This window comes from Pseudomonas sp. IT-196MI5, assembly GCF_949767415.1.
GTDB lineage: Bacteria > Pseudomonadota > Gammaproteobacteria > Pseudomonadales > Pseudomonadaceae > Aquipseudomonas.
On record NZ_CATKPZ010000019.1, the window covers coordinates 17,594 to 29,989 of the forward strand.

A 12,396-nucleotide genomic window follows, 5' to 3' on the forward strand; every position below is an offset into this window, starting at 1 on the left:
GGGGCGGGGACACCATTCATTATGGTTGGCGACAAGTAATCTGTGGCGAGGGGGCTTGCCTGTGGCGAGGGGGCTTGCCCCCGTTCGGCTGCGCAGCAGTCGTCAATCAGGCGCTGCGGTTTATCTGGCAAACGGCGGCGAATGGATTTGGGGCGGCTTCGCCACCCAACGGGGGCAAGCCCCCTCGCCACAAGGTTCGGTGTCAGGTTTGAGAGTTGCTTGCCGGTTTTGCCCTGCGCCTGGTGCCGCTCGCTGGTTTGCGCGGAGCGCCTTTGCGTTTTTTCTTCCATGGGGCTGCGGCGGAACCGGTGGGCGGTGGGCCGCTGATGGTCATGCTCAGCCCGGCGCAACGGCTGACTTGCTTGCTCATCCACGCCGCCTGTTTGGTGACGAAGTCTTCCAGGCTCATTTCCCCGCTTTGCACCATGTCCAGGGCCTGTTCCCAGATCGCCGTGGTGCCCGGATCGGCGATGGCCCGCGGTACGGCGTCGATCAGGCTGAACGCGGCAGGAGTGGCGGCCAGGGCCTTGCCGTGCTTGACCAGATAACCACGGTCGAGCAGGCCCTGGATGATCGACGCGCGAGTCGCTTCGGTGCCGATGCCGGTGGTGTCCTTGAGTTTTTGCTTGAGCAGCGGGTCTTCCACCAGTTTGGCGACATTCTTCATCGCCTTGATCAGATCGCCCTCAGTGAACGGCTTCGGCGGCTGGGTCCAGAGGTCCTTGAGTTGCACGCCGGCCACTGCGCAATCGATGCCTTCGGCCAGGTTGGGCAGGGTCTGCGGCGCGGGAGCTTCGCGCCCCTTGGCCTGCGCCAGCGCTTCTGGCAGGGCGCGTTTCCAGCCAGGCTCGATGATCTGCTTGCCGACAGCGCGCAGGGCCTCGCCGGCGCAGTCGAAGTCGGCCTGGGTGCGGTCGTATTCGTGATTGGGCAGGAATTGCGCCAGATATCGCGCGCGGATCAGGGTGTAGACCGCGCGCTGTTTGCCCGCCAGCTTGTCGAGATTCTTCGCCGCAGCGGTGGGGATGATGCCGTGGTGAGCGCTGACCTTGGCATCGTTCCAGGCCCGTGAGCGTCGTTGCGGATCCAGGTGATCGTGCAAGGCGTTCAACGCCGGATCGGCCTGGCGCAACGCCGCCAGAATGGCCGGTGCTTCGCTGTGCTGGCTGAGGGGCAAGTAGCCGCAATCACTGCGCGGATAGGTAATGACTTTGTAGGTTTCGTACAGCGCCTGGGCGATGTCGAGGGTTTCCTGGGCGCCGAGGCCGAGCTTCTTCGAGCAGACCTCCTGCAGGGTGCCCAGGTCGAACGGCAGCGGGGCCACTTCGCGCATCCGCTCGGTGCGCAGTTTGATCACCCGCGCACTGGCCGCGCCGCGCATGGCGGCCGCCGCTTGTTGCGCCAGCGCCTGGTTCAGGCAGCGGTCCTGATCGTCGCAAACCTCCGATGCCGCGCGCCATTGCGCGGTGAACGCGGTGCCGTTGTGCAGCAGTTGCACGTCGATGGCCCAATAGGGGACGGGCACGAAGTCGGCGATGCTGCGATCGCGATCCACCACCAGGCGCAAGGTCGGCGTTTGCACCCGGCCGACCGGCAACACGCCCTGATAGCCGGACTGGCGCCCCAGCAGGGTGAACAGCCGGCTCATGTTCATGCCGATCAGCCAGTCGGCCCGGGAACGCCCCAGGGCCGAGTGATAGAGACTGAAGGTTTCGTTCCCCGGTTTGAGTGCCGCCAGGGCCTTGCGGATGGACGCATCGTCCAGCGCCGACAACCAGAGTCGGCGGATCGGCCCGCGATAGCGGCAATGTTCCACCAGTTCCCGGGCGATCATCTCGCCCTCGCGGTCGGCGTCGGTGGCAATGATCAGTTCGGATGCTTCACCGAGCAGACGCTTGACCGCCTTGTACTGGCTGGCGGTGCGCGGCTTGACGGTCATTTTCCACTTTTCGGGAATGATCGGCAGGTCCGCCAGCACCCAGCGCTTGTAGCGTGCGTCATAGGCGTCCGGCGGTGCGGTTTCCAGCAGATGGCCGATGCACCAGGTCACCGTGACGTCCGTTCCCAGCCAACAGCCATCGCCCCGGCGCCGGGCGCCGAGGACTGCCGCGATGTCTTTGGCCTGGGAAGGTTTTTCACAGAGGTACAGCCGCATAACCACCATCGTCGATCAATGTGCGAGAGGTGCACAGAATGGCGGTTGATGGACGATGGAGCAATCTTTATCTGTATGGATGTACAGCCTGGTGTGTCGCTCCCGTTCGGCTGCGAAGCCGTCGCGAGGGTGAAACTTGGGTTATACCTGATGAATCGTGGTCTCAGGTTTTGGGGCCGCTGCGCAGCCCATCGCGGGCAAGCCACGCTCCCACATCATCGATTTGCAGGTCCATCACCGTCATGAGGAACGCATTCCATGAAAAGCTCCGGTCCTAGCCCTGTCATCACCATCGCCGAGCAGCCTGGCTGCCTGCTGGTAAGGTTTCACGGTATTCAAGTGGCCGCCTCGGCGCGGGCCCTGGTGTTGCTGGAGGCCAACTATCCGCCGGTGTACTACGTGCCGCGCGAGGATATCGACGAGAAGTATTTCGCCCGCACCGATCACACCAGTTATTGCCCGTACAAGGGCGATGCCAGCTATTTCAGTTTGCAGGTGCCAGGGCATGAAGCTGCCAACGCGGTGTGGAGTTACGAGGACCCCAAGGTGTCGGTGGAGCAAATCCGCGGGTACATGGCGTTCTATCCGGATCAGGTGAAGTTCGAGTTGCTTGATGCCGAAGTTTGATCGGGGCTGACCGGCGCGACGAGGGAGCCTGCTCCCTCGTCGCGAGCTATGACCTCAGTTCTTGTCGAGATCCACGTTGCGCGTCTCACGCAAGCACAGCATCCCCACTACCAGGCTCACCCCGGTGATCACCACCGGATACCACAGCCCGTAGAAGATGTCCCCGGTGTACACCACCAGCGCGAATGACACGGTCGGCAGGAAGCCGCCGAACCAGCCGTTGCCGATGTGGTAGGGCAAGGACATCGAGGTGTAGCGGATGCGGGTCGGGAACAGTTCGACCATCAGCGCCGCCAGCGGGCCGTAGCACATCGCGGAGATAATGATCAGCGCGACGATCAGCGCCACGATCATCGGCTTGTTGATCTGCTGCATGTCCGCCTGTTGCGGGTAGCCGGCGAGGGTCACGGCACCGCGCAGGGCGGCTTCGTCGAAACCATCGATCTTCACGTCGCCGACGCTGACCTGCACGCCACTGCCGGCCGGGGCCGCTGCGCTCTGGTACGGCAGGCCCTGCTTGACCAGGAAGGTCTTGACCTTGTCGCACGGGCTGTCGAATTTCGCCTTGCCCACCGGGTCGAACTGGAAGGTGCAGGTGGCCGGGTCGGCCATCACGGTGATCGGTGCCTGGCGGCTGGCCTGGTCGATGGCCGGGTTGGCGTAGTGGGCGAGGGTCTTGAAGATCGGGAAGTACAGCGCGGTGGCCAGCAGCAAGCCGATCATCAGCACCGGTTTGCGCCCGACCTTGTCCGACAGCCAGCCAAAGAAAATGAAAAATGGCGCGCCAATGATAACGCTGACAATCAGCAAACCGTTGGCCACGGCCGGGTCCATTTTCAGGAACTGGGTGAGGAAGAACAGCACATAGAATTGTGCGGCGTAGAAGGTCACCGCTTGCCCGGCATTGATGCTGAACAGCGCGATCAGCACCACTTTGAGGTTTTCCCATTTACCGAAGGAGTCGCGAATCGGCTGTTTGCACAGCTTGCCTTCCTCTTTCATTTTCACGAAGGCCGGCGACTCGTGCAGGCTCAGGCGAATCCAGGTCGAGATGCCCAGCAGCACGATGGAAAACAGGAACGGAATGCGCCAGCCCCAGATTTCGAACTGATCGCCGGTGAAGTAGCGGCAGCCCAGCACCACCAGCAGCGACAGTAGCAGGCCCAGGGTCGCGGTGGATTGAATCCAGCTGGTGTGGAAACCGCGCTTGCCGATGGGCGCGTGCTCGGCGACATAGGTCGCGGCGCCGCCGTATTCACCGCCCAGGGCCAGGCCCTGGAGCATGCGCAACACCACCAGGATGATCGGCGCAGCGATGCCGATACTGGCGTAGGTCGGCAGCAGCCCGACGCAGAACGTCGCCAGGCCCATGAGGATGATGGTGGCGAGGAAGGTGTACTTGCGCCCGATCATGTCCCCCAGCCGACCGAATACCAGCGCACCGAACGGCCGGACGATGAAGCCGGCGGCGAAGGCCATCAGCGCGAAGATGAACGCCGTGGTGTCGTTGACCCCGGCGAAAAATTGCTTGCTGATCACCGCCGCGAGGGCGCCATAGAGGAAAAAGTCGTACCACTCGAAGACCGTCCCGAGGGATGAGGCAAAGATGACTTTCTGGGTTTCCTGACTGGTGCCGGCGCTGCGCACGGCTTCCAGGGATTGAACGTGTTCTGACATACCGGTATCCCTCACAGTGATTGTTTTTGTTGTTCCACTGGTGTTGCGTGTTCCTTGTAGGAGTGAGCCTGCTCGCGATGGCGTCGTTCCATTCAACGTTTATGCTGGCTGATCCACCGCTTTCGCGAGCAGGCTCGCTCCTACAGGGATTGTGTTTGCAGCGGGGTCGAGGATCATCTGCGCCGCCTTCTCGGCAATCATCAGTGTCGGCGAGCAGGTGTTGCCCGAGGTGATGCGCGGCATGATCGAGGCGTCGGCGATGCGCAGACCGGGGATGCCATGCACCTTGAGCTGCGCATCGACCACGGCGTCGGCGTCGTTGCCCATGCGGCAGGTGCCTACCGGATGGAAAATCGTGGTGCCGATCCGCGCGGCGGCTTCGTGCAGCTGTTCTTCGCTTTGCAGGCTGTCGCCGGGCAGATATTCCACGGGATTGAAGGCGCGCAGGGCCGGTGCGGCGACGATGCGCCGGGTCAGGCGAATGGCATCGGCGGCGACCCGCAGGTCTTGCGGGTGGCTCAGGTAATTGGGTTGAATCAGCGGTGCTTCTTGCGGGTTGGCCGAGCGGATGTCCACCCGGCCACGGCTTTGCGGGCGCAAATCGCAGACCGAAGCGGTGAACGCCGGGAACGCGTGCAACGGTTCGCCAAAGCGCTCCAGCGACAGCGGTTGTACGTGATATTCGAGGTTGGCTGAAGTCTGCTCCGGCCCCGAACGGGCAAAGGCGCCCAATTGGCTCGGCGCCATGGACAGCGGGCCGCTGCGGTCATACAGGTAGCGCAGGCCCATGCCCAGCTTGCCCCACAGGCTGCCGGCAATCTGATTCAGGGTGCGGGCATTTTCCAGCTTGTAGATCAGCCGCAGTTGCAGGTGATCCTGCAGGTTGCCACCCACACCGGGTAGCTCATGGGCGACGCCAATGCCCAGCCGCTCCAGCAGTGGACGCGGGCCGATGCCGGAGCGTTGCAGGATGCCGGGCGAGCCGACCGAGCCGGCACACAGGACGATTTCCTTGCGTGCCTTGAAGGTTTTCGCCTGACCTTGCCAGCGGGTGCTGACCGCCGAGGCGCGGCCATTGTCCAGCCGCACGCGGTCGACTTCGACACCGGTCAGCACGGTGAGATTGGGACGCTGGCGAATGGGTTTGAGAAAGGCCTTGGACGCGTTCCAGCGGATGCCGGCCTTCTGATTGACCTGGAAGTAACCGCAACCTTCGTTGTCGCCCTGGTTGAAGTCATCGATGCTGGCGATGCCGCTTTGCTCGGCGGCGCTGCGGAAGGCGTCGAGAATCGGCCACGAAAGACGCTGGCGTTCGACCCGCCATTCGCCCGCCGCGCCGTGAAATTCGGCGGCGCCGGCAAAGTGGTTTTCACTGTGCTTGAACAGCGGCAGCACGTCCTGCCAGCTCCAGCCAGGGTTGCCGTCGGCGGCCCAGCGGTCGTAGTCGCCGGCCTGGCCGCGCATGTAGATCATGCCATTGATCGAGGAGCAGCCACCCAGCACCTTGCCGCGCGGGTAGCTCAGGGCGCGACCTTGCAGGCCCGGTTGCGCTTCGGTCTTGAAGCACCAGTCGGTGCGCGGGTTGCCGATGCAGTAGAGGTAACCCACGGGGATGTGAATCCACGCATAGTTGTCGCGGCCGCCGGCTTCGAGCAGCAACACACGATGTTGCGGGTTGGCCGACAGTCGATTGGCCAGCAGACACCCGGCCGGCCCGGCCCCGACCACGATGTAATCGTATTCATCCAGAGAAGTCTGCATCCCTGATCTCGTTTTGTTGTTCTTGTTGTCTGTCATCCTAGTTGTTAGCTTTCGTCAAAAGAATGTTAGTTTTTGCGCAGCCGCTGTGCGTTTTTAAACAGCATCCCGAACGGCAAAGAACAAGGACGATTCATGTTCGACTGGAATGACCTGCGGTTTTTTCTCGAATTGCAGCGCAGCGGGCGTTTGCTCACGGCCGCCCGCCGACTGAACACCACCCATGCCACCGTGGCGCGGCACATCGAGGCCATCGAAAAGAGCCTCGGTACGGCGTTGTTCGTCCAGCATGCCCAGGGTTACGAGATGACCCCGGCGGGCGAGGCATTGCTTAAACACGCCGAGGCGATGGAGAACGTGGCGTTGCTGGCCCAGGAGGAAATCACCCAGTCCACCGCGCCGCTGGGCAAGATCCGCGTCGGGGTGACCGAAGGGCTGGGCATCATGTTCTTGGCCAGTCGCATGAACGGCTTGTTCGAACGCTATCCGGGGCTGGAAGTGGAGCTGGTGGCGGTGCCGCGTTTTGTCAGCATCCTCAACCGCGAGGCGGAAATCAGCATCCACCTCGAGCGCCCGGCCGCCGATATGCTGGTCACCCGCAAGCTCACCGACTATCGCCTGGCGTTGTATGCCAGCCAGGACTACCTCGACCGCTCGCCACCGTTGCGCAGTCGTGAGGACCTGGGGCGCCACGCCTGGATCGGCTATGTCGATGATTTGCTGTTCAGCCAGGAACTGATGTTCCTCAACAGCTTCTGCCGCAACCCGCAGGTGGTGTTTCACAGCACCAGCGTGATCGCCCAGCAACAGGCGGCGCGCTCAGGCCTGGGGATTGCCGTGTTGCCGTGCTACATGGCCAGTGCTGATCCGGGGCTGGTGCCGTTGTTGCCGGACGAAAGCATCCAGCGCAGCTACTGGATCAGCACCCGCCGGGAGCTGCACAAATCGGTGCGGTTGCGGGTGTTGTGGGATTATGTGGTGCAGTTGTGTGAGCGGGAGCAGGGGTTGTTGCTAGGGGCAGTCTCCCTCGGTGCCTGAGCTGACGCCATCGCGAGCAAGCTCGCTCCCACATTGGAATGCGCTCCCCTGTGGGAGCGAGCTTGCTCGCGATGGCGTCGGCCCATCCAGAATTGATCCTACGGCTTAACCAACAATCTCGAACGCCGTGCTGGCCAGCCTTTCACCATTGACCATGACATGCACCGCATGCCGCCCCGCATAATGCCGGCGGGTAGTCAGCTCCTTGATCTGCTGACCACGGCTGACGGCTTCGACGGCGTTGCCGGGCAGGGTCAGCGCCTTGAGCTTGAACACCTTCGCCGAAGTGCTTCCATTGGCCTTGACGTAGTCGATGGCATAGTCGATCACCAGACGCTGACTGCTTTCAACGGTGGATTTGACGGCAAACGACAGGGTGATCTTTTCTCCCAGGCCAATCACCGGCGGTTCGACTTTCACACCGACGATCTCGACTTCGGGCTTGCCGCCCGCGCCGATGATCGCCAGTGCCCGCCGGTTGCCCTGTTTGATCAGGCTGCGCAGGGCGTGCCTGGCGATCCATGCGCTGTGCCTGTTGTCCAGCGCCCAGCCTTCGATCAGGTCCAGCACCCAGTCGGGGTGATCCTTGGTGATGTCGTTGAGGTGGTTGGCCACGGATTTGCGCACGTACAGGCTGGTGTCGGCCTTCAGGTTGTCGAGGATGTTCGCGGCGAGTGTCGGATCGGCCTGGATGGGCTCCAGCCGGAATGACCAGGGCAGGCGTGGCCGGCAGCCTTCGCTGGCCAGGCGGCGTACGTGTTCGTTGTCATCCAGCGACCAGTCGTGCATCAGCTTGAGTGAGCGATCGAGGTCGCTGCGCAGAAAATGACGGATCGCGAATTCCGAGGAGCCGAAGGCGGTGAAGTACTTCAGCGCCTCCATCGACTGATCGAACGCATGGGCGCCGTAGCTGGCGACATAGTGCGGCAGGCACATGCTGACGAAGCCGCTGTTGAGGCGCGGGGCGAGGGCGCGCAGCACTTGCAGCGACGCCTCGTAGTCCAGGGGTAGCACGGCGTGCAGGCACTCGCTGACCCGGGCCATGCGCTGCATGACGCTGAGATCCGCCAGGCCGGATTGGGCCAGATTCAGGAAGCGCCTGGCCTCGAATGGCGGATAGACCGCGGTCATTTCGCTGGCGATGTGCTGGAGGCGCTCGGTGTTGAAGATTTCCTTGAGGGCCGGAGAGGGTTTGTCAGCCATGGTGGCTCCTTGGCAATTGTTGTTGATCCATCACACCGCGTTATCGTTCTTCGCGAGCAGACTCGCTCCCACAGAAGAGCGTATAAGCGACAATGATCCAGTGTAGGAGCGAGCCTGCTCGCGAAGGGGCCCTCAGATTCACCTCATTTTGTGCCTGCTTGCTCCTGCAGTTGATCCGACTCGAATAACCTGGCCAGTTCCGCTCGCGCTTCCTGCGCTGTCTGCAGCACTTTCACTGCGTCGTCGTACACCGCATGCTGGGCTTCAAGCACCTCTTCGTCGTGCTGCTTGAAGCGTTTGATCCGTGCATCCGCCTGGACCTGGGTCAATCCCAGCCCGATCAGGGTTTGCCGGCTCATTTCCAGGCTCGAATAATAGGTTTCGCGCACGGCGTGAGCGCCGACGTCCATCAGCCGATGCACGTGCTGACGGTTACGGGCACGGGCGATGATCTTCATGTCCGGATAGAGCTTGCGCACCAGTTCGGCGGTCTTGATGTTGGTGTCCGGGTCGTCGGTGGCGATCACGAAATACTCGGCTTCCCCGACCTTGGCCGCGCTGAGTATTTCCGGGCGCATCGGGTCGCCATAGAACACCGGCACGCCACCAAAACTGCGGGACAGTTCGATGGTTTCCACCGAGGTGTCGAGGGCCACGAACTTGATGTTCTGTGCGCGCAAAATCCGCGCAATGATCTGGCCCATGCGACCCATGCCGGCGATCACCACCCGTGGCGCGTCGGTGTCGATTTCGCGGAACTTCTCCGGTACTTCCACCGGTTGCACTTTCGGGCTGACCAGGCGCGCGCAAACCAGCAGCAACAGCGGCGTCACGGCCATGGACAGGGTGATGGTCAACACCAGCAAGTCATATAGCTCTGCCGCGAACAGCCCATGATCGCGACCGATCTTGAACACCACAAAGGCAAATTCACCACCGGCGGCCAACACGATACCCAGGCGGATCGCACTGACCTTGTTCAAGCCGCCGGCCAGTCGACCGACAATAAACAGCAGCGGCAGTTTGATCGCGATCAACAGCAGGGTCAGGCCCAGCACGGCGACCGGTGTGCTCAGCAACAGGCTCAGGTTCGCACCCATGCCGACGCTGATGAAAAACAGCCCGAGCAACAGGCCCTTGAACGGTTCGATCTGGGCTTCCAGTTCATGGCGATACTCGGAATCCGCCAGCAGCAGGCCGGCGAGGAAGGCGCCCAGGGCCATGGAAATGCCAACCAGTTCCATCAGCCAGGCCGTGCCGATCACCACCAGCAACGCCGTGGCGGTGGAGACTTCTGGCAGCGCGGTTTTGGTCACCACGCGAAACACTGGTCGCAGCAGATAACGCCCGCCGATCACCACCACGGCGATGCTGGCCAGCACTTGCAGGCCGTGGTTCAGGTTTTCGCTGGCGGTGGTGCTGTGATCGCCACCGGCAAGCAACGGCACCATGGCAATCAAGGGGATTGCAGCGATGTCCTGAAACAACAGGATGGCGAACGCCAGCCGCCCGTGGGGGCTGGTCAGCTCCTTGCGTTCAGCCAGGCTTTGCAGGCCGAATGCCGTGGACGACAGCGCCAGGCCCAGGCCCAGGACGATCGCAGTGTTCAGCGGTTGGGCAAAACCCCACAGCGCCACCACGCCAATCACCGAGCCGGTCAGCAGCACTTGCGCCAGACCCACGCCGAACACGGATTTGCGCATCACCCACAAGCGGCGCGGCGACAGCTCCAGACCGATGATGAACAGCAGCAACACCACGCCGAGTTCGGAAATGTTCGCGACGCTTTGCGGGTTGTCGATCAGGCCCAGCACCGACGGGCCGATGATCACCCCGGCAAACAGGTAGCCCAGAACTGCCCCCAGTTGCAGGCGCTTGGCCAGCGGGACGATGAGCACGGCCGCCATCAGAAACACGACAGCGGCTTGTAGCAGGTTGCCTTCATGGGGCATGAGAAAACTCCAGGACTCGGTACCGCGGGGGTGACAAGGATAAAGGCTGGGTTCTGTGAAGATCCACTGCGCAAGTGGACAGTCAGGTCGATTGATGTTGAATCTCCCGGCGTCATCGCGAGCAAGCTCGCTCCCACAGGTGGAGCAACTCCTGTGGGAGCGAGCTTGCTCCGGGCGGCGTTCCGACGATTGCGGACGTCCAGTCAACAAAGCTTTGCATCAATTAGTTACATTTATAGAATAACCGGATCAATCGACCTGTCGTTCCCGAGTAATTCCCATGGCCATCAACTTCGACCTCAATGACCTGCAAGCCTTCCGTGCCGTGGTCGAGCAGGGCAGCTTTCGCAAGGCCGCCGATACGGTGCGCATTTCCCAGCCTGCCTTGAGCCGGCGGATTGAAAAGCTTGAAGACGCCCTCGGCGTGCGGTTGTTCGAGCGCACCACGCGCAAGGTCAGCCTGACCCAGGCCGGACGAGGTTTCATGCCCAGCGTCGAGCGCCTGCTGGACGATCTGGACGTGGCATTGCTGGGTATCAGCGAAGTCGCTTCGACCCGGCTCGGCCATGTCACGGTCGCCTGTGTACCCTCGGCGGCTTACTACTTCATGCCGCGGGTGATCGCGCACTATCACCGGCAGTTTCCGCGGATCAAGGTCAAGGTGCTGGACTCCAGCGCCCACGACGTCTTGAGCGCGGTGGTCAATGGCGAAGCGGATTTCGGCCTGAGCTTCATGGGCACGCTGGAAGCCGAAGTGGATTTCGAGCCCCTGGTGCAAGAAGGGTATGTAGTGGCGTGCCGGCGCGATCATCCGCTGGCGGGGCGAAGCAGTGTCACCTGGGACGAGTTCTATCAGCAGGATTACATCTCGCTGGATAAAACCTCGGGTAACCGTTTTCTGCTGGATCAGGCGTTGACCGGCGTGGTGCCGCAGCGGCCGAGTATCTGTGAAACCCGTCACGTGACCACCATGATCGGGCTGGTGGAGGCGGGGTTGGGTGTGGCGGCGGTGCCGCTGATGGCGATGCCGGCAGCGGATCATCCGATCCTGACACGGGTGCCGTTGACCCATCCGCAGGTAATGCGCAGCGTCGGTCTGATCAAGCGCCGGGGTCGAACCCTGACCCCGGCGGCATTGGCGCTGGAACGGCTGGTGGTGGAGATGAAAGTCCTGCAGCCGTCGGTCAATGACTGACCGAGTCCAGCCCGGTCGCTTTCACGTCCGGTTGAGCCTGCGCCGAAGCCATGTAGTGCAGCAAGGCTCTGGCTTCGGCCGGGTGCCGGGCACCTACCGGCACGCCAGCGGCAAACCGGGTGACCGACTGCACCGACTCCGGAATCTTCGCCACGAAACTGACCCCCGGTACCGGCAACAATTCGCTGACCTGCTGGAAGCCCAGTTGATAGTCGCCGGTGGCAACCACCGAGCCCACGGGGATTTTCGGCACCATGGTCGACTTGGGCTTGAGCTGGTCTTCGATCCCCAGGCGCTTGAACAGCTGCTGCTCGATGTACACGCCGCTGGCGCTGTCGGAGTAGGCCACTGATTTGGCGTCGAGCAGCGTCTTTTTCAGACCCTCGACGTTACTGATATCCGGTTTCGGCGCACCTTCGCGCACCACCAGGCCAATGCGCGAATCCGCCAGTTCGACACGGGAAGACGGGTCGACCTTGCCCTGCTTGATCAAGTCGTCCAGTGCGTAGCCGACCATGATCACCACGTCGGCTTGCTCACCCCGGGCCAGGCGATTGGGGATCGCTTGCGCAGCCTTGCCCATGGAGGGGCCGAACGCGGTGTCGAGGGTGTTGCCGGTGGAGGCGGCGAACTTCGGACCGAGGATCTTGTAGGCCGCCGTGAAGCCGCCGGAGGTCATCACCCGGATCTCTTCAGCCTGGGCAATGCCGCTCAAGCCCAGGCTGGCCACCAAGGCGAGGGCGGCAAGATTGAAGGTTTTTTTCATGGTCATGTTCTCGATAAAGGGCCGG

Annotated in this window: 9 protein-coding genes; 3 read left to right on the forward strand and 6 right to left on the reverse strand. The window is 62.4% G+C overall.

All coding sequences use genetic code 11. The features are described from left to right. Positions 1–202: 202 nt before the first annotated feature. Positions 203–2,155, reverse strand: coding sequence for a DNA topoisomerase III (locus tag ACM6IK_RS13750; protein ID WP_414874777.1), 1,953 nt, complete (start codon positions 2,153–2,155; stop codon positions 203–205). 258 nt (positions 2,156–2,413) lie between these two features. On the opposite strand from ACM6IK_RS13750, the gene ACM6IK_RS13755 reads away from it, so the two are divergent. Continuing rightward, the gene (locus ACM6IK_RS13755) at positions 2,414–2,782 is read left to right on the forward strand and encodes a DUF427 domain-containing protein (protein ID WP_414874778.1); all 369 of its coding nucleotides are present in this window, start codon (positions 2,414–2,416) and stop codon (positions 2,780–2,782) included. Positions 2,783–2,836: 54 nt separating this feature from the next. On the opposite strand, the gene ACM6IK_RS13760 is transcribed toward ACM6IK_RS13755, so the two are convergent. Both ACM6IK_RS13760 and ACM6IK_RS13765 read right to left on the reverse strand, forming a co-directional pair. After that, the gene (locus tag ACM6IK_RS13760; protein WP_414874779.1) at positions 2,837–4,459 is read right to left on the reverse strand and encodes an MFS transporter; all 1,623 of its coding nucleotides are present in this window, start codon (positions 4,457–4,459) and stop codon (positions 2,837–2,839) included. A gap of 99 nt (positions 4,460–4,558) precedes the next feature. Beyond that, on the reverse strand, positions 4,559–6,220 hold the full coding sequence (locus ACM6IK_RS13765) for a GMC family oxidoreductase (RefSeq protein ID WP_414874780.1): 1,662 nt from the start codon (positions 6,218–6,220) through the stop codon (positions 4,559–4,561). 132 nt (positions 6,221–6,352) lie between these two features. Here ACM6IK_RS13765 and ACM6IK_RS13770 point away from each other — a divergent pair, with 132 nt between their 5' ends. Further along, positions 6,353–7,255: a LysR family transcriptional regulator gene (locus ACM6IK_RS13770; RefSeq protein ID WP_414874781.1), complete on the forward strand. Its 903-nt coding sequence runs from the start codon at positions 6,353–6,355 to the stop codon at positions 7,253–7,255. A 105-nt stretch (positions 7,256–7,360) separates the two neighbouring features. Here the strand turns inward: ACM6IK_RS13770 and ACM6IK_RS13775 are convergent, their stop codons facing one another. Then, positions 7,361–8,458: a DNA alkylation repair protein gene (locus tag ACM6IK_RS13775; protein WP_414874782.1), complete on the reverse strand. Its 1,098-nt coding sequence runs from the start codon at positions 8,456–8,458 to the stop codon at positions 7,361–7,363. A gap of 143 nt (positions 8,459–8,601) precedes the next feature. Next, positions 8,602–10,410: a monovalent cation:proton antiporter-2 (CPA2) family protein gene (locus ACM6IK_RS13780; RefSeq protein WP_414874783.1), complete on the reverse strand. Its 1,809-nt coding sequence runs from the start codon at positions 10,408–10,410 to the stop codon at positions 8,602–8,604. Positions 10,411–10,690: 280 nt separating this feature from the next. Between ACM6IK_RS13780 and ACM6IK_RS13785 the strand changes: the two genes are divergently transcribed. Continuing rightward, entirely contained in the window at positions 10,691–11,605 is a 915-nt protein-coding gene (locus ACM6IK_RS13785; RefSeq protein WP_414874784.1) for a LysR family transcriptional regulator, read from the forward strand. On the opposite strand, the gene ACM6IK_RS13790 is transcribed toward ACM6IK_RS13785, so the two are convergent. Further along, a complete protein-coding gene (locus ACM6IK_RS13790; RefSeq protein WP_414874807.1) occupies positions 11,595–12,371 on the reverse strand; it encodes a substrate-binding domain-containing protein in 777 nt (258 codons plus the stop codon). The two genes, ACM6IK_RS13785 and ACM6IK_RS13790, sit on opposite strands and share 11 nt — an antisense overlap. Positions 12,372–12,396: the final 25 nt, after the last annotated feature.